This window comes from Bradyrhizobium sp. RP6, assembly GCF_003837805.1.
Lineage (GTDB): Bacteria > Pseudomonadota > Alphaproteobacteria > Rhizobiales > Xanthobacteraceae > Bradyrhizobium.
In genome coordinates, this window is record NZ_RQIT01000024.1 from 58,561 (window position 1) to 77,023 (window position 18,463).

13 protein-coding genes are annotated in these 18,463 nt (G+C 65.2%); 8 read left to right on the top strand and 5 right to left on the bottom strand.

Annotated features, from left to right (window positions below; genetic code table 11):
* The first annotated feature begins 105 nt into the window (after nt 1–105).
* Together EHH60_RS30610 and wrbA are read left to right on the top strand one after the other, a co-directional pair.
* Nucleotides 106–804, top strand: coding sequence for a pirin family protein (locus EHH60_RS30610; RefSeq protein ID WP_124163073.1), 699 nt, complete (start codon nt 106–108; stop codon nt 802–804).
* 150 nt (nt 805–954) lie between these two features.
* Nucleotides 955–1,554 (top strand): NAD(P)H:quinone oxidoreductase, encoded by a 600-nt coding sequence (wrbA, locus tag EHH60_RS30615; protein WP_124163074.1) that lies wholly within the window; start codon nt 955–957, stop codon nt 1,552–1,554.
* A 278-nt stretch (nt 1,555–1,832) separates the two neighbouring features.
* Here the strand turns inward: wrbA and EHH60_RS30620 are convergent, their stop codons facing one another.
* From EHH60_RS30620 to EHH60_RS30630, 3 genes are all read right to left on the bottom strand, one after another.
* Nucleotides 1,833–2,717 (bottom strand): protein-L-isoaspartate O-methyltransferase family protein, encoded by an 885-nt coding sequence (locus EHH60_RS30620; RefSeq protein ID WP_199752231.1) that lies wholly within the window; start codon nt 2,715–2,717, stop codon nt 1,833–1,835.
* Nucleotides 2,718–2,792: 75 nt separating this feature from the next.
* Complete coding sequence (locus EHH60_RS37750; RefSeq protein ID WP_199752233.1) at nt 2,793–3,938, bottom strand: GNAT family N-acetyltransferase; 1,146 nt, start codon at nt 3,936–3,938, stop codon at nt 2,793–2,795.
* 119 nt (nt 3,939–4,057) lie between these two features.
* A complete protein-coding gene (locus tag EHH60_RS30630) occupies nt 4,058–5,410 on the bottom strand; it encodes an O-antigen ligase family protein (protein WP_124163076.1) in 1,353 nt (450 codons plus the stop codon).
* 310 nt (nt 5,411–5,720) lie between these two features.
* Here EHH60_RS30630 and EHH60_RS30635 point away from each other — a divergent pair, with 310 nt between their 5' ends.
* On the top strand, nt 5,721–6,707 hold the full coding sequence (locus EHH60_RS30635; protein ID WP_124163077.1) for a glycosyltransferase: 987 nt from the start codon (nt 5,721–5,723) through the stop codon (nt 6,705–6,707).
* A gap of 15 nt (nt 6,708–6,722) precedes the next feature.
* Here EHH60_RS30635 and EHH60_RS30640 read toward each other — a convergent pair whose 3' ends face one another.
* On the bottom strand, nt 6,723–7,751 hold the full coding sequence (locus tag EHH60_RS30640) for a glycosyltransferase family 2 protein (RefSeq protein WP_124163078.1): 1,029 nt from the start codon (nt 7,749–7,751) through the stop codon (nt 6,723–6,725).
* Nucleotides 7,752–8,137: 386 nt separating this feature from the next.
* On the opposite strand from EHH60_RS30640, the gene EHH60_RS30645 reads away from it, so the two are divergent.
* The 5 genes from EHH60_RS30645 to EHH60_RS30665 all read left to right on the top strand — a co-directional run bounded on the left by EHH60_RS30645 (nt 8,138) and on the right by EHH60_RS30665 (nt 13,975).
* On the top strand, nt 8,138–8,938 hold the full coding sequence (locus EHH60_RS30645) for a class I SAM-dependent methyltransferase (protein ID WP_124163079.1): 801 nt from the start codon (nt 8,138–8,140) through the stop codon (nt 8,936–8,938).
* 291 nt (nt 8,939–9,229) lie between these two features.
* A complete protein-coding gene (locus tag EHH60_RS30650; RefSeq protein WP_124163080.1) occupies nt 9,230–11,602 on the top strand; it encodes a Wzz/FepE/Etk N-terminal domain-containing protein in 2,373 nt (790 codons plus the stop codon).
* Complete coding sequence (locus tag EHH60_RS30655) at nt 11,595–12,398, top strand: WecB/TagA/CpsF family glycosyltransferase (protein ID WP_124163081.1); 804 nt, start codon at nt 11,595–11,597, stop codon at nt 12,396–12,398. The genes EHH60_RS30650 and EHH60_RS30655 overlap by 8 nt, the downstream gene beginning before the upstream one ends.
* Before the next feature lie 19 nt (nt 12,399–12,417).
* Nucleotides 12,418–13,410 (top strand): UDP-glucose 4-epimerase GalE, encoded by a 993-nt coding sequence (gene galE, locus EHH60_RS30660; protein WP_124163082.1) that lies wholly within the window; start codon nt 12,418–12,420, stop codon nt 13,408–13,410.
* Nucleotides 13,411–13,633: 223 nt separating this feature from the next.
* Nucleotides 13,634–13,975 carry a hypothetical protein gene (locus EHH60_RS30665; RefSeq protein ID WP_124163116.1) on the top strand — a complete coding sequence of 114 codons (342 nt, stop codon included), beginning with the start codon at nt 13,634–13,636 and terminating at the stop codon, nt 13,973–13,975.
* On the opposite strand, the gene EHH60_RS30670 is transcribed toward EHH60_RS30665, so the two are convergent.
* Nucleotides 13,949–18,064 (bottom strand): bifunctional diguanylate cyclase/phosphodiesterase, encoded by a 4,116-nt coding sequence (locus EHH60_RS30670; protein ID WP_199752237.1) that lies wholly within the window; start codon nt 18,062–18,064, stop codon nt 13,949–13,951. The two genes, EHH60_RS30665 and EHH60_RS30670, sit on opposite strands and share 27 nt — an antisense overlap.
* Nucleotides 18,065–18,463 lie beyond the last annotated feature (399 nt).

Below are 18,463 nucleotides of genomic sequence, written 5' to 3' on the forward strand. Positions count from 1 at the left end.
CCTAACGGGGCATTTAAGGAAACAATGCGTTTCAACAGTTTCTATTTCTATACCACAGGCGAAGGCTTATCCAAGAGGTCAATCGGACATCAAGGAATTGCGCAGATGATCGAACTCAGACCTTTCGCAAAGCTCGGCGGCGCCGACCACGGCTGGCTCAAGGCCAAGCATCACTTCTCATTCGCTGGCCACTATGACCCGAACAACATGGGCCACGGCGCCTTGCGGGTGTGGAATGACGACGAGATCGCACCGAACACCGGCTTTCCCGCCCATCCCCACGCCAACATGGAAATCATCACCTATGTGCGCGAGGGCGCAATCACCCATCAGGACAGCCTCGGCAACGAAGGCCGGACTGAAGCGGGCGATGTGCAGGTGATGAGCGCCGGCAGCGGCATCCGCCACTCCGAGTACAATCTCGAGCCGACCAGGACGCAGATCTTTCAGATCTGGATCGAGCCGACCGCGCGAGGCGGCCAGCCGACCTGGGGCTCCAAACCGTTCCCGAAGGCGGACCGCTCCGGCAAGCTCGTCACCATTGCGAGCGGATTTGGGGACGATAAGGACGCACTGCCGATCCGCGCCGATGCGCGGGTGCTCGCCAGCACGCTGAAGGCCGGCGAGAGCGCCGAGTATGAGCCGCAGCAGTCGCGGCACCTCTACCTCGTGCCCGCTGCGGGCTCCGTCGAGATCAACGGCGTCCGCGTCAATGCCCGCGACGGCGCCGCGATCCGCGACGAGAAGCGGCTGAAGATCACCGCGCTCGAAGACTCCGAGCTCGTGCTCGTCGACGCAGCCTAGAGCGCATCCACACACCAACTCGTCATGCCCGGCCTTGAGCCGGGCATCCATCGCCTTCGCATGAAGCTTCGAAGAGCGATGGGTTGCCGGGTCAAGCCCGGCAACGACACCGAACAGAACGACTCACCTCACCACTCAACGGAGACCACCATGACCAAAGTTCTCGTCCTCTATTATTCCGCCTATGGCCATATCGAAGCGATGGCCAATGCCGTCGCCGAAGGCGCGCGCGAGGCCGGCGCCACCGTCGACATCAAGCGCGTGCCGGAGCTGGTGCCGGCCGAGGTCGCGAAAGCCTCCTATTACAAGCTCGACCAGGCCGCGCCGGTCGCCAAAATCGAGGACCTCGCCAACTACGACGCGATCATCGTCGGCACCGGCACCCGCTTCGGCCGGATGGCCTCGCAGATGGCGAACTTCCTCGATCAGGCCGGCGGGCTGTGGGCCAAGGGCGCGCTGCACGGCAAGGTCGGCGGCGCCTTCACCTCCACCGCGACCCAGCACGGCGGCCAGGAGACCACGCTGTTCTCGATCATCACCAACCTGCTGCATTTCGGCATGGTCGTGGTCGGCATGAACTACGGCTTCGCCGGCCAGATGAAGCTCGACGAGGTCACCGGCGGCGCACCCTACGGCGCCACCACCATCACCGGCGGCGACGGCAGCCGCCAGCCCAGCAGCAACGAGCTCGCCGGCGCTCGCTATCAGGGGCGCCAGATCGCGGAAACCGCGAAGAAGCTGCACGGCTGAGCCTCGCAGTTCAGCTTACGACCGACGCATGGCTGATGCGACTCGGGCGGCATTCTCATTCGAGGATGCCGCCCCATCTATGACCGGAATACTCGACAACGAACGAGACAACGAACGATACGAATGGCCTTCGAACTCTTGTTGATCGCGCAGATGATCCGCAAGCCCGCACAGGCGCTTGCGCGCCGCTGGTATTGTCGCAGCCTATTCCGCGCCTCGCGCGGCCGGCTTCGCTGCGCCAGTTGCACGGGATCGTAAGGCGGCGGCCTCTCGCTAGACTAGATTCGCGTGATGTCGGCGTAGGGCGGAGCTGAATCCGTCGGCTGAGGGGCCGGGGCCGTCGACAGCCACCAGCCCTCACCGGCAAACCAGCATGTCTCATCGGGAGTGCCTTCTCTCCGCAGAGACTGCACGCCTTCCCATCCTCTTGCGAACGCCTCACTCAATCGCCGACCGACCTCGGCGTCCTGCAATCCGGCACAGCCGATGAACTGGGCACGGCCGAGGAATGTCGCTGGCCAGATCGCGCCGCTATCCGGGCGGGTGATCATCAACATGCCGCCGAGCGTGCCCTCCGGCGCCAACGGGAACACCAGCCGCCCGCCGGGCCGCAGCGCATCGAGCCATTCCGCAGCCGGCTGCGCCGCGCCCGCGCAGACGTAGATCACGTCCGCAGCGGGCAGATCCGACGCGATGCCGGAGCGTTCGCGCACATCCACATGGGCAATGTCCTTCAGATTGTCGCGCGCGAGCGCCGAAAGGCGCGAGTCGATCTCATAGGCGTGAACGCGGCCGCCGGGTCCGACGAGATGAGCGAGGATCGCGGTGTAATAGCCGCTGCCCGCGCCGATCTGGACCACGGTCTCGCCTTCCCTGACGGCGCAACCGCTGAGCCAGTAGGCGTGCGCACCGGGCATTCCGATATTGAGGCCGCGCGCCGCGTCCAACGCCAGCAGCGCGTTCTGGTAGATGAAGGCAGGATCGTCATCGGGTGTCACGACATAGGGGTGACTGCCGAAGGAGATCGACCACGGCCCGGGCCCGACGAACGGCTCGCGCCTGACGGTCCGAAACGCCTGCTCGATGCGAGGATCCGCAGTCTTCGCAGCGGCACAAATCAGCTGTGCATAGAATGCACGATATTTTGTCGAACGATCTTCCATGTCGCCTCCGGGAAGCGCAGACGACGATAGCACATCAATTGCGATATTCGCGTGATCCTGCAACCGGGCGTGGCGCTATCGCACTCCCTTGCCCATCGCCCGCGCCGCGAGGGCGGCGAGCTTCGGATAGCGGCGCAGGCCCTGCGCGGCATGATCGCGCCATGCGTAGGGCAAACCGCGCCAGGACAGCGCGACGCTGACATCGGTCAGCGGCACCCTCTCGGCGCCGAGGCGCCGCTTGTAGTCCTGATTGCCGATGCTGAGGTCGAAGCGGCGCAGGCCCTGCGCATGCAGCGCCGCCATGGTGCGCTCGGTCACGAGCAGGCCGGGCGAGCAGCTCGACCATGAATCGCTGGCGTGACTGATGCGCAGCAGGACATAGGTCGCGCCGTGCTTGACGCCGAGCGCGGTGGCGACGATGCCCTCATCGCACACCAGCGCCGAGACGGTGGCATAACCTTCCGCGACGCCCCGGCGGACGACCTCGCGATAGAACCGCGCATGGGTCTCGTCGTTGAGGACGAACGGCGAGCCGAGCTTTCGCATGCGCGCCTGCTGCTGCGCATCCATCACGTCGAGCAGTTCATGCGCGCGCCCGACGTTCGCGGCGATCTCGAATCGCGCGCCGGCATGGCGGCTGAAGACCCGCCAGCAGCGCGGCATCTGCAGGCGCTTGATCGCGGCCTGGTAGTCGCGATAGTCATCGCCCATCAACACGAGATTGCCATTGAGCGAGGAGGATCCGATCCGGCCGAGCGACACCAGCGGGTTCGGCTTGCCGCCGATCTGGGCCGGCATCTTCCTCAGGCGGAGCAGATCGAAACGGTCGGGCAGCGCGCGCAACGCGTCGATCAATGCCTTGTTGATCGCATCCGTCGCCCCCGCGTCCGGCGCGGCATCGAGCGCCAGGATCGGCGCGTTGTTGTCGGAGACGCCGAGGTCCGCGAACTCGACGATGCGGATGCCGCGCCTGATATGGCGGATCATCGGCACGATCGCGATGTCCTTGCCGGTGGCCACATCGGAGATCACGGCGATCAGCGGGGCGACGTCGCGAAACGCCTCGTACCAGGCGTCGAGCCAGTCAACATGCTGGAACGCGGCGCGGTGACCGGCGCTCGGGCGCGAGGCCACGTGCCGCCACTCACGCACGAAATCGATCGCGATTCCCGACGTGCTGGACACCTGGCCGTCTAGTTGCTCGACGCTGAGAAACGTCATTCCGCCGGACATACGACTACTGAAGGTTTCCCGGTAGATTATGTTTTGCTGCAGACCACAAGCAACCTTGCCGCTTATCCTTAAGCCGATGTCACCGGCGGCCCGGCTGCGACAAGCTGTCAGCGTCCCGGCTCTCTCTGCTCGACGCATTGGAACCTTGCCAGGAAGTGCAGGCCGGCCACGGCAAGAGCGAACATGAACCAGATGGGATTCTGCCGGTCGAGCAGGAACGTCTCGGTGGCTCCGTAGTACAGGCCGAACAACCACACGGTGAGGAACAGCTTGGCCAGTGCGCCACTGCGGCTGCGCGCCTGGGCCGTCTGAAAGTTGCCCAGCGGTGCGAGCACAAAGACGAGAACGACCAGCAGCAGGCCCGGCAGGCCGATTGTGACCGCGAGGTCGAGATAGCTGTTGTGACTGTGGGCCGCAGTGGTTGCCCATTCGGCACCTTGCGCAGTCTGACGTGCCGTCACGTCGTCCCAGAACGCCGCATAGCCGTGGCCGATGATCGGCTTCTCCGCGACGGCCGCGAGCGCGAACTCCCAGATCGCGGAGCGGCCGGTGAAGGTGGGATCGAGCGGAAGCAGCCGCGTCACGCCGCCGAGCACCGGGCTCATGACACTGCCGACGGTCAACAGGTTCATCGCGATCAGCGGCACGAAGCAGATGATCCGCTTCAGCCACAGGCCTGGCGTGACATAGACAAGCGAGGCGAGCGCGTAGATCGCCAGGCACAGCACCGAGGACGTCTTGCCGCCGGTGAAGATCAGGAAGATGCCGGCCAGCGCTGCGATCGCCGGCCCCATCACGAACGAGCCCACGGCGGACAGGTAGATGCCGACATAGACAAGGATGGTCATCACGGGCGAGGCGATGTTCTTGTGGCCAAAGGTGCCGCGCCAGTCGCCGGCAAGTTGCGGCTCGGCGATGTCGAGGGCCGTGTGGATCGAATATTGCGGCGCGAGGACGACGCCGAGATAGCAGAGCGCGAGCAGCACGAGCGCGGCGATACCCAGGCAAAGATTGAAGCTGCGCTGCGTCGGCGGCAGCAACGGCAGCAAGACGGCGAGCGACGTCACGCTGGCCGCGAGCACGAACCGCTGAAGCGAAACGCCGCGGCTCTCGGAGAAGACGATGTTGACCAGCAGCCAGCCCACGAGGCAGAGATGAAGCGGCGTCAGCAGGCTCTTCAGCGCGGGCGCATCCGAAGCCGCGACGCACAGCACGGCGACCGCAGCCAGGAGGCCCCAGAAAACATAGGTCAGCGCCATTCGTCCGCCGACGACGGTGGTGACGTCGGGGTTGCGCAGGTCGGGGAACGGATCGAGCGTCACCAGCACCAACAGCAGCGCCCCGATCGCGACGAGGCAACGCGCCGCCTGCAAAGCATTGAGCCGCGCAAGGCCGTCGCGCAGGACATGGCCCAACGATCTCGCCTCGATCTCAATCATGTCTGCGGCGCTGCGGTCCAAACTGCATTCCAGGCAAGTGGTACGCGGAGGAGCTCCAATTTCTAGCTCGTCCCCGTTAACCATCCGTCAACCAGCATCCCGACAATGGCGGACATTGGTGCAGCCGAGCCGGCCGCACTCTTCCAGATCTGCCACCGGCTCGATGGCCCGGCTTAACGCTAATACGCGAAACCGGCGCCGCGTAGACCTTCGCGGCAACGGCTTGACCGGAAAGCGAGTATCATCCGCCGGCAGCCGGACTTGCGATCGTCAGCGTTGCCAACGCGGCCGATAGGTCCCGGTTAACAGATCATTAAAGACGAGCCGCAACTTGATCACCGCCGAAGACGTTCTCGAACTGCCAGCCGCAACCCGCGCCGCGGCGCCAGCGCGCCTCCCGCTTCGGCTCGGCTCAACTACGTCGGTGTCCGTCGTCATTCCCGCCAAGAACGCCGCAGCCTATGTCGGCGAAACGCTCGCCAGCGCTCTGGCGCAGCCCGAGGTGACCGAGGTGATCGTCGTCGACGACGGCTCGACCGACGAAACAGTTGCGATCGTCCGGGCCGTGCGAGACGCGCGGTTGCGCCTGATGCAGAACGACTCCACGGGTGTCTCGGCGGCGCGCAATCTCGGCGCCCGGCATGCGAGCGGCGAGTGGCTGCTCTTCCTCGATTCCGACGACCGCCTCCGTCCCGGCGCGGTGGCGGCGCTGCTGTCGGCGGCGCGCGGTGCTCCGCGCGCGGTTCTCGTCTACGGCGACTACAACACGATCGATAGCGAAGGACGGCAGATCGGCCGGCGCGACCTGTTGAAGGGACGCCGCAAGCCGTCCGGCGACGTGCTGGTGCAGCTCGCCGCCGGGAACTTCATCGTCAACGGTGGCATCGTGCTCACCCGTGCGGACACCTTCCGCGCCGTCGGCGGTTTCGACGTCTCGCTCCGATATTGCGAGGACTGGCATTGCTGGTGCCGCCTTGCAGCGATCGGCGAGTTCGAATTCGCGCCGAAGCTTCTGCTCGACTATCGCCTGCATACGGCCAACACGATGAACGCGGCGGTGCGTACCCCGCAGGATTTCCTGCCGGCGGTCGCGCGGGTTTTCGACGACGGGCTGATCCTGGCGAGGCTCCCCGAGGGCGCGGCAAGCGGATTGCGCCGGGCCGCCGAGATTCATCTCGTCACCTATTCGGCGATGCAGGCGGTTCGCTTCGGCAGATATCGCGAAGCCTTCGCTTACATTGCGATGATCGGCCGGCGGTCGCTCAGATCGCTGCCACGCGCCGCGATCAGGGTCGTCCTCGCCCGCTTCGGCATCTAGTCCGTCGCCGCGGCATCAGGACACGATCTTCGAGGCTTCATAAGGCTTCGGCTCGAGGCCAAAGGCTGCCAGGGCAGCGCCGAGCGCAACCATCACGGGATGCATCGCGACGACTGCTTTCGACGATCTCAGCAGGGCTGCGGCGCGAACCAGCGACAGCGGCACCCGCCCAAGCATCTGCACGAACACCCGCGCACGCGCCGCCGTGTTCTGCGCGGCCTTGTACTGCACACGATAGTTGATCGCGCCGATGCGCAGGCCGCGCTTTGCGATCCAGCCCAGGCTGGTGCGGTTGTGCGGCACGGTCTCGCTGATGACGGCGTCCGCCGTCCAGTGGAACAGCATGCCGGCGTCGCGGCATCGCACGAAGAAATCGCAATCGCCGCCGCCAAGAAAATTGAAGCGCAGGTCGAACGCGGGACGATCGAACCGCTCGAAGGCGGCACGCGTGATCAGACAATTGCCGCAACCGTAGATCAGCGGCACCGCGCCGCTGTAATCGTAGGCGGGACAGAAGGCGGGATGACGCGAAAGCCAGGGCTTGCTGTCGTCGTCGAAGACCGGCAGCACCGGCCCGCCGACCACGTCGGCACCGGTCGCCTCCGCAGTGCGGACCATCAGTTCGAGCCAGTCGCTTGATGCGATCTCGTCGTCGTCGATCATCAGGAAACGGGTCGCGGCGGGAAACAGCTCCTGCGCCGTCTCGAATGCAGCATTGATTGCCTGGCAGTTCCCCTGCCGCTTCTCGATGAGGCAGACGCCCTGGAGCCGTCCAGCGGCCAGAAACTCCGCCGCAACCGGGGCGCTTTCGCGCCGGATGGCATCGTTCTCGACCATGACGACCGCAAAGGAACGCGGGGTGCGCTGGTTCGCCAGCGATTCCAGCGTCAGCCGCAGGTGCTGCGGACGGCGGAAGCAGGGGATGCAGACGACGATGCCGACCGACAGGTCGATGACATCAGAGCTCGCCGCGATCTCCCGGTTGGGATCGCGCACGGCATCCGAGACGCGCGTGGCGGACAGGTCTGTCGGGATCAATGTCATGACGTTCTAGATGTCCGAGATGTATTGAAAAAGCCCTGCTTCGATCGCGCGGATCGACCTCGTCCCGCGATGGCACGCCGCCGCGGAACAGATGCGTGCCAGAATGAACGGCCGGCGCGCGGCGATCTCCAGCCATCCTGACATAACACTAGGCACTTAACCGCCTTCGCGGGTTTCTGCCGCAGAACCTCGCATGCGTGTTAGTGCAATTCGCGGTCCAGTGTGCCGACAATGTCTCAACATGAACAATGCCGTAGTTAACGCCTATACGCATTAACCCGGCCGTAAGCACTGCGATCAGTGAGACGGCGCGGCATCGGATTTGCTCTTCGGGCGAGCGAGTCTTCTCCTGTAAAATTGAACAGAACAAGCGCGGTCAGAAAATCATGAACAAGCCAGCCACGATCGACTTCGCGACAGCCACGGCAATCAATGTCTCCGCGTCCACACCACCTACCCAGGCGCTGCACGATCTGGTCCCCGGCGAAGCCCGCGACAGCCTGCTCGCCGTCCATGACGTGCTGTGCCGCGAGCTGCCGCGGGACCGGCTCGCCATCTATGAAGCCGGCGGCGGCTCGTGCAGCGTTCTCCCACCGGAATTGCTGAGCCGCAGCAAGGTCACGGTGGTCGACATCGACGAGGACCAGGTCCGCAACAACACCTACGCCGACGAGGCGATCCTCGGCGACGTCCAGACCTACCGCTTCGGACCCGAGACCTTCGATCTCGTGATCTGCTACAACGTGATCGAGCATCTGCCGAACGTCGACGCCGCGCTCCTGAACTTCCGTGACGCACTCAAGCGCGGCGGGATGATCCTGATCGGTGCGCCCAATCCGCGCTCGCTCTCAGGTGTCGTCACCAAATATTCGCCGCACTGGTTTCACGTCTGGTTCTACCGGCACATCCGCGGCATCAAGGATGCCGGTTTGCCCGGCGAGCCACCGTTCCCGACGTTCTTCCATCCGCTGGTGACGCTGCCCCGGCTCGAAGCATTCGCGACCGCCAACGGCCTCGAGATGATCTATCGTCGCGAGGTCGAGAGTCCGCGCTATCCCGAGATGCGCCGGCGCAAGCCGCTGTTTGCAGCCCTGATCGACGCCGGCGCCGCGGTGCTGAACGCCGTGCTCCCGCGCGGCACCGACGTCCGTCGCGGCGACTATCACGTCATCCTGCGGAAGATCTGACAGCCGTGACGCGTGCCTGGCCCATCACTGATCGAGCTGCGGCTCGCGGCCACGCCGCGCGCGGTAACGAATCGTTAATCCCTGGAAGGCCCCGGTGTCGCGAGCGTCACGAGGACGCCCCGATGGGCGGTATGCGCTTAAACGCTTTGTTTGCCATTTCGGTGAATAGTCCCTCAGTGAGTATGGTTAATTTTCCCTGTTGCGTTGATTGGGCCCCCATATCCCGGGTGCGTAGCGTAAAGCGAAGAGTAACCCCTCAGCCCGCGGCAGTTGGAATGAAAGCTGGGGATCATGCTTGACTATGACCAGCCGATCGATCGGGCCGGACCGGTGGCCTCGCAACGGAAGTCTCAGGCCGGCTTCAACGTCATCGAGCTCGCCAATCTGTTGTGGCGGCGAAAGGTCGCGATCACCGCGGCCGCCCTGCTCGGTGCGACGCTCGCCGTTGTCGTCGGCAAGAGCCTAACGCCGCGCTACACCGCCACGGCTCAGCTCTATGTCGACCCGCGCGAGCTTCAACTCGTCGACCGCGAGCTCACGCCCCGCGCCCAGGACGTCTCCGGCATGTCCATGGTGGTGGAGAGCCAGGCACGCCTGATCACCTCCAACAGCGTGTTGCTCCAGGTGATCCAGCAGGCAGGTCTCGACAAGGATCCGGAATTCGGCGGCGGGGGCGGCACGAGCCTGATGTCGTCGCTGCTCGGGCTGATCGGCCTGCACGCCCGCGCACCTTCCGCCGCGGAGAAGAATGAAGTGCAGCTTGCTGCGCTCGACGCATTGAACAAGCACATCGCCGTCCGCAAGACCGAGAAGAGCTTCATCGTCGATATCGAGGTCTGGTCGACGGATCCGGCGAAAGCGGCGATGCTGGCCAACACGCTGACCAATGCCTACCTTGCCGAATCCCGCAGCTCGCAGGCTTCGGCCGCACGGCGCGCGACCACCGATCTCTCCAGCCGCCTGAAGGAGCTGCGCGATCGGCTGCGCAACGCCGAGACTGCGCTTGCCGCCTACAAGGCCCAGAACAATTTCGTCGGCACCCAGGATGCGCTGATCAGCGACCAGCAACTCTCCGCCAGCAACCAGCGTCTCTCCGCGGCCCGTGCGGCGACGATGGATGCGCAGGCACGGCTCGATCAGATCGAGACGAGCCGGCGCACGGCCGCGGATGCAGGTGCGATCCCAGAGGCGCTGCAATCGCCGACGATCGCGAATCTGCGCGCGCAATATGCCGATGCCCGCAAGAAATATGCGGAACAGGCCAGCGAGCTCGGGCCGCGCCATCCGGCGCTGCGCCAGACCGAGAAGCAGGTCGAGGACCTCAAGCGCACCATCAACGAGGAGATCGACCGCTTCGCCCAGTCCGCCAAGAACGATTTGACGCGCGCCCGCGATTTTGAAGCTTCCCTCAACCGGGCGCTGGAAGCACAGAAGCGACAGAGCGTCCAGCTGAGCCAGGCTGCCGTGCGCCTGCGCGAACTCGAACGCGAGGTCGATGCCAGCCGCGACGTCTATCAATCCTTTCTCAAGCGCTCGCGCGAGACCGAGGAGCAGGAGAGCCTGAACACGTCGGCGGCCCGCGTCATCGGCGAGGCGACGGTGCCCCAGCGGCGCTCGTTCCCGCCCGCGATGAGCCTGTTCGCCATGATCGGCTTCGTCTTCGGGGCGATCGCGGCCTCGAGCTGGTTCGTCGCGGTCGAGCTCCTGTTCACCGGTGCGACCGCACCAGCGCCGACGCCTGCGCGTCCACAGCGCGCGCCGGCACCGGATGCCGTGCGAGCTCCGCAGCCCGCGCCCCCTCCAGAGGCTTCGCCGCCTCAGCCGGCCTCGCGAATTCCGGAAGTCGAACGGGTTCCGCCGGAACTTGCCGCGCCCCCGCTGCAGCCTTCAATGGTCGAACAGCCCCTGATCGAAAAGCCGCTGATCGCACGCTTCCAGGAAGCCGACGTCATCCACACCCTCGGCGCCATACTCGCTACGGGCGGCGGCGTCGACCTCACACGGCTGGGCTGGCCAACGCTCCGCCCCGGCTTTCCCTTGACGACACTACTCAACGCCTGGCGCGACATGCGCGCGGCGGTAGCCCGGCGCGCCGGCGGCAAGGCGATGCCGGTCATCGCGCTCGTCGGGGCCGGCGAGACCACCAGACGTAGCGTGACCACGCTGAATTTCGCGCTCGCGGCTGCGCGCGACGGCGCCCGCGTGCTGATGATCGATGCCGACCGTCAGGCACGCTCGCTCTCGAACAAGGTCATCCGTCCCAGCAAGAGCGAACCGAGCAGGCTCGGATGGCTCTCGATCGGCAACAAGCACGCACGCGAGATCAAGACGGTCAACGGCATCTCCGTACTGCCGGCCGCGGAGGGCGATGCCGGCAAGGCTGCCGCCGCGATCCGCAAGGCGATTGCGCAGGCCCGTTCCGCCGGCGGCTATGATCTCGTGATCCTCGACGGCCCGGCGATGCCGTTGTCGGCCGGCGACTTCAAGTTGCTCGACGACACCGATTCGCTGGTGGCAGTGCTGCCGACCAGCCTCGACGTCAACGACAACCTGGAAGAGATCCTGGCCGCGCTCGGCCCCGCCGAGCGCAAGCTCGTCGGCGTCGTGCTCGAGGAGCTCACCCCAGCAATCCAAACGCGCCAACGAGGCAGACAATATGCTTGAGCGCCGCGTCAACCTCGACGGACGGGCAGCGACTGCCGACGTGCCGAGAATCACGGTCGGCGGGCTTCGTATGGCCGCGCTCGACCTGGAAGCCACCGCCGATTTCATGATCGAGGCGACCGATCCGGATAGTCGCATCGGACGTCCGCTGTTCCTGACCTCGGCCAATGGCGAGGTGCTGGCGCGCTGCTCGACCGAACCGCAGACGGAGCGCCTCTTCCGCGCCGCCGACCTGATCAACGCCGATGGTCAGCCGCTGGTCGCGGCCTCGAAGCTTCAATCCTGGTTCCCGCTGCCGGAGCGCGTTGCCACCACGGACCTGTTCCACGTCGTCGCGCGCAAGGCGGAAGCGATCGGCCGCACGTTCTACATGTTCGGCGCAAGCGAGGCCGAGAACGCTGCTGCGGTCGAGAACGTCCAGAAGATGTATCCACGGCTCAAGATCGTCGGGCGCAGCCACGGCTATCTGCGAGGCGAGGCGCTGCGTGCCAAGGTCGAGGAGATCAACGCCCTGGCGCCGGACTATCTGTGGGTCGCGCTCGGCGTGCCCAACGAGCAGGCATTCGTGAAGGAGTTTACGGCGCATCTGACCAATGTTGGCGTCATCAAGACATCCGGCGGCCTGTTCAACTTCCTGTCCGGGAGCCGTTCCCGCGCGCCGCAATGGATGCAGAAGATCGGACTCGAATGGGCCTGGCGCACCTTGCTCGAGCCACGCCGTCTGCTCTGGCGCTATTTGACCACCAACCCCCGCGCGCTCTATCTTCTGCTCAGCCGCAACCGCCCCATCCGCTAGAAGAAGAGCAGAAGACGACATGACCGACCGACCGACCGTCCTCGTCACCGGGGGCGCGGGCTATATTGGCTCGCATGCGTGCCGCGCATTGACCGCCGCCGGCTATCAGCCCGTCGTTTATGACAATCTCTCGACAGGTCACCGCAGCTTCGTCTCCGGCCCGCTGGTGACGGGCGATCTGCTCGATGGCGCGGTGCTGGCGCGCGCTTTCGCCGACCACAAGGTCACGGCGGTGATGCATTTCGCGGCAGCGAGCCTCGTCGGGGAGTCCATGATCGACCCGCAGAAATACTACATCAACAACGTCCAGGGCACGTTGTCGCTGCTGCAGGCCATGCGCAACGCGGGCTGCCATCGCATCGTGTTTTCCTCGACCGGCGCCGTCTATGGCAACGCCGATTCCAAGGAGCTGCCGGAAGACTTTCCTTGCGCGCCGATCAATCCGTACGGCGCATCGAAGTTGATGATCGAGCGCATGCTCGCCGACTACCGCACGGCCTATGGCTTCGGTGCTTTCTGCCTGCGCTATTTCAATGCCAGTGGCGCCGATCCGGCCGGCGGCATCGGCGAGTTGCGCGACAACGAAACCCACCTCATTCCGCGCGCCATGATGGCGCTTCAGGGACATGTCGACTTCGCGGTGTTCGGCGACGACTACGACACGCCCGACGGCACCGCGATCCGCGACTACATCCACGTCACGGACCTTGCGGCGGCGCATGTCGCGGCGTTGAAGCTTCTGGAACAAGGCCACGCCGGCGGCAGCTTCAATCTCGGCACGGGCTCCGGATTTTCCGTGCGGGAGATCCTCGATGCGATCAGGCAGGAGACCGGGCGCGAGGTGCCGCACACTGTCAAGCCGCGCCGTGCCGGCGATCCCACTTATCTCGTTGCGGATCCTTCTGCTGCGAGAAAGGTACTGAACTTCGTGCCACGTCACTCCGACCTGCCGACGGTCATCCGCACGGCCTGGGCCTGGCACCAGAAGGCGCATCCGTTCAGATCGCGTTAGGCAACCTTATTGCCCTTGCCGGCGGGGACCTTAAACCGCTAAAGAGAATGAAGAGACTATGAAAGCCCGCGTCGGCCGCTTTTCTGGCCGCCGGGTGCTTGTGGTATGGCCGCCGATGGAGCGGCATACGTGGCCGCGCGGCGCGCCGTTCTTCAGAGCTTCAAGACCACGACCGGGCGCGCGCATCGGCCTGCTTTCAGGCGCGACAAGGAGCACGGAGCGAATGCATCAGGCCGCAAGCCTGCAGTTCGAGCGCGTGGTGAACGAATTCGCCCGCTGGCTCGCCGTGCCCGAGGACGAACGATCGCCGGCGCCGGCCTGGTGGTGGGGGCCCGCGATCGCGATGCGCGACGCACACCAGCCGATGCCAGATGCGTGGTCATCCACGCTCGGCCTCGGCGACGGATCGACCTTTGCCGACGGCGCGTGCCTGCTTCTCGCCCTGTTCGAGGATCAGACCTCGCTGCCGTGGCCGGACGATTTTCCGCGCAAGGAGGAAAGCGAGGCTCACGAGCCTCGTGAGCTGCACCCGCAGCCGTCAGACGACAGCGCTTTTCAACCGTAACGCCGCGGCCTCCTCGGCGACGGGATCCCGCTCCGGCTGAAGCGGCGGCGCGACGGGCAGCACCATCGGCCGCAGCAACTCCGCGATCTGCCGCGCCGGCAGCGGCTTGGAGATGAGGAAGCCCTGCATCTCGTCGCAGCCGTGGGTCCGCAGGAAGGCCTCCTGTTCGGCGTTCTCGACGCCTTCGGCGACGACGGTCATCCCGAGTGCCTTGCCCATGCTGATGATCGCCTGTGCGATCGCCTGATCCTCCGAGTCCTGCGGCAGGTCGCGCACGAAGGAGCGGTCGATCTTGATGGTGTCGATCGGAAAGTGCTTCATCAGCGACATCGACGAATAGCCGGTACCGAAATCGTCGATGGCCAGACGGATGCCGCGGCTCTGGATGGAGTCGAGCACCTTGAGCGCGCGACCGACATTGCGCATCATCATGCTCTCGGTGACCTCAAGCTGGAGCAGCACCGGCGACATGCCGCTGGCGGCCAGCGCCTCGTCGACGTCCTGCAACAGATGTTCGTCGGCAAACTGCCGCGGCGACAGGTTGACCGCCATCGACAGCGGCAACAGGCCGCGGCGCTGCCAGGCCATGGCTTGCGCGCAGGCCTCGTTCAGCACCCAGCGGCCGATCGGCACGATCAGCCCGGTTTCCTCCGCAAGCGGAATGAATTGCGCCGGCGAGACATTGCCGAGTTCGGGATGTGCCCAGCGCAGCAGCGCTTCGACGCCCGTGATCTGGCTGGTCTCCATGTCCACCTTGGGCTGGTAGTTCAGCGAGAACTGCCCGCGCTCCAGCGCCCGGCGTAGTGCGCTCTCGAGCGACAGCCGCTCGATCGACTGCGTCTTCACTTCGTTGGAGAAGAAGCGATAGCCGTTCTTGCCGTCCTCCTTGGCGAGGTACATCGCCATGTCGGCATTCTTGGTCAGCGTCTGCGCGTCGGAGCCGTTGGCCGGATAGATCGCAATGCCGATGGAGGCCGTGGTGTGACACTCGTGCCCCGCCAGCTCCATGGGCTCGGCGAGTGCCGCAAGCAGCCCGGTCGCGATGCACTGGACGTCGTCGATCTCGCTGCACTGGTCAAGGATCACCACGAACTCGTCGCCGCCGAGCCGCGCCACCACGTCGCTGGCCCGCAGCGCGCCGCGCAACCGGTTCGCCACCTCGAGCAGGAGCAGGTCGCCGGCTTCGTGACCCAGCGAATCATTGATGACCTTGAAACGGTCGAGATCGATGAACAGCACCGCAAAACGGTGATCGTGCCGCCGCGCGGTATCGATCGCCGCGTGCAGCAGCCCGTTGAAGGTCTCGCGGTTCGGCAGGTCGGTCAGGCTGTCGTGCGAGGCGAGATACTCGATCCGCTCGTCCGCCTGCTTCTTCTCGTCGGCGCGATCGAAGTTCTCCATTGCGAAGGAGACGTTGTCGGCAAGGCGCTGCAACAGCTCGACGAATTCGAGCGTGAACGTCGCCGTTTCGGTCGACAGGTAGATCATGACGCCGACGGCCTGGTCGTGCGCGATGAGCGGAAATGCCGCGCCCGAGCGCGCGCCGTCGCCACGCACGATGGCGTGGAAGGCGCTCACGCGGTCGTCGTTGAGATAGTCGTTGCTGATGCAGGGCCGACGCGTCCGGAACGCCGTACCGCTCATGCCGCGCCCTTCGGGCCGCTCGGGATCGATGGAGAGACGGACGTTGCGCGTGGTCTCGGCGGACGGACCGGCGGCGGCGACGACCTCAAGCTGGTCCGTGCCGGCCCTCGACAGCGCAATCGTAGTCGAGGTGAACTTGGCACCGTTCGATGCTGCAAGGCATACGAGGTCGTACAGCTCGGCACGCGACTTTGCCCGCATGATCGCCTCGTTGGTCGCACTCAGAGCCGCGAACATGCGCGTCAGGCGCTCCTTCTGCGCTTCGGTCCGGACCTTCTCCTCGGCACGATCGAAATTGTCGAGTGCAAAGGAGACGTTTTCTGCCAGGCGTCCGAGCAGCTCGACCAGATCGGGCGTGAACGTATCCTCTTCCAGCGCGAGGAAGAGCAGAATGCCGACCGGCTTCTCTCCCGCCCTCAGAAGCGGGAAGCTGGCAGCAGCCCGCGTTCCATCCTCGATGGCCTTTGTGCGCCAGTATGCCGACCGCGGCTCGTTCAGATAGTCGTTCATGACACTGGGCCGGCGGGTTCGGAGCGAGGTGCCGATGATGCCCTCGCCCTCGGGATGGCCGGCGGAAATGTTACAGCTGCGTCCAGCCATGCGCTCCTGCAGGCGCCCCTTGACCGCAACGACTTGAACGAGCTCCCGCTCTTCATCGATGATGCCGATGGTCGCCGAAGCGAAGAGATCGCCGAGCACGGCCGCCTGGCAGGCAGCCTCGAACAGCTCCTCACGCGACTTGGCGCGCATGATGGCTTCATTGGTTGCGCTCAGCGCCTCGAACATGCCGCTCAGACGATTGCGTTGCTTGTCCGCCCGCGCCTTCTCGTCGGCGCGGTCGAAACTTTCGAGTGCGAAGGCGACATTGGCCTGAAGCTTGCGCAGCAACTCGACGAGTTCCGGCGTGAAGGTGCCGCGCCCCGGAGAGTTGAACAGAAAGACGCCCTCCACCCGGTCGCCGTTGAACAGCGGCAATGCCGCCGCGGAAGCGATGTCGTTGCGGCGGCAGCTGGCGTGCCACGGCGCAATGCGCTCGTCGGCGAGCACGTCGTTGCTGACCGCGGGCTGGCCCGTGCGAAACGCGGTGCCGGTCAGCCCGCGGCCCTCGGGCACCTGGTCGGAGGTGGAGAACTTGAACTTACGAACCTCGTCGGCATTCGGTCCATAACTGGCGACCACGCGCAGCAGCTCGGCGCGTCGATCGACCAGCGCGACGGTGGCCGAGGTGAACTTTGCTCCCGTTGCGGTCGCCTCGCAGACGAGGTCGAACAGCTCAGCCCGCGACCGTGCCCGCAGGATCGCCTCGTTGGTGGCGCTGAGCGCCGCATACATGCGCGCCAGGCACTCTTCTTCGGCGGAGATCCAGGCTTTCTCGGCCTCGCGGCCGAAATTCTCGATCGCGAACGAGACGTTCTCGGCCATACGCAGCAGCAGCGCGACGATCTCCTCGTCCTTGGCCCAGGAACGGCTGATGAAGAACAGCAGCACGCCAACGCTCTCGCCGTACCTGATCAACGGCGCGACCACGCAGGCAGCGACGCCGGTGTTGACGTTGGCCTGCTCCCACGGCGTGCCCCTGGTGCGTCTGGCGAGATCGTCCTCGACGATGGCTTTCTGCGTCCGAAACACCTCGCCCGAGATGCCCTTGCCGTAGGGATTCTCCGGATCGACGGAATAGCGCGCCTGGGTGACCAGCTCGAGGTTCTGTCCGGTGGCGGCGACGGGCTTCATCCAGTGCGAATCCGGCTCGCGAAGCAGCACGATGGTCGCCAGCGACTTGCCGCCGTGGACCGAGGCGTCGCACACCAATTGGTACAGCTCCTGCTCGGACTTGGCGCGCAGGATCGCCTCGTTGGTGGCGCTGATGGCACCGAACATGCGGTTGAGCCGCCGTGTCGCCCGCTCACTTGTCTGCCGCGCGGTCTCGCGGGCGAAATTGTCCAGTGCGTAGGAAATGTTCGCCGACATGCGCTCGAACAGCGACACCATCTGCTCGTTCAGCGAGTTGGCCTCGCTCCGCGTCACATACAGGACGCCGACGCTCTTGCCGTTGCAGAGCAGCGGCAGCGCCGCAGCCGCACCGATGTGGGCCTGGGCGGCACCCTCGCGCCAGGCCAGCGAGCGTGGATCGTTCAGATAATCGTTGCTGACGCACAGCTTCTGATCGCGAAATGCCTCGCCGCCGACGCCGGATCCCTCTGGCGTGCCGGCTTCCGTCGTGATCACGATCGAGCGGAGCCGCGCAATGTCATCGCCACAGCCGGCCGCAAAGCGCAACCGACGTCCGTCCGGCTCCACCAGGAACGCGGCAACAGCCAGAAAATCCCCGCTCGAAAATCCGGCGTCGCAGACCTTCTGGTACAGCTCGTCCGGCGATCTCGCGTAAAGGATCGCTTCATTGATGGCGCTCAACGCCGCAAAGGTGCGCGCGAGTGTCGTCGGCACGATCTCAGCTCCCGGGCATTTCTGCCTATTTATCCCGATGACTTTATCAGCGGCGATCGCCTAAGTGGTCGTTATTGCGCACTGCAAACCGTCGATCAAAGTGAACGAGCAACGAACGAACAACGCACAACTGCCGGAAATGCCTCCGCGTGGGACGAGTCGTCGATCAAAGGCGCGTTCTCTTTACGAATTTGCAGCCCTGTGTTGGTTTACAGGAGATTGATATCGCTCCTGCGCTTTGAGACGATGGCACCCAACAAGCAGCCTATTGAAGGCAGCAAGCCGAGGGAACGCCATGCCGCGGACGTCTAGTATTCCGGTGAGATCGACGGCTTGCGCGAGCTGTAGCGGCTGCGCGACGGTATTGAGATCGAGGATGCCACCCGGGAAAAGCTGCGC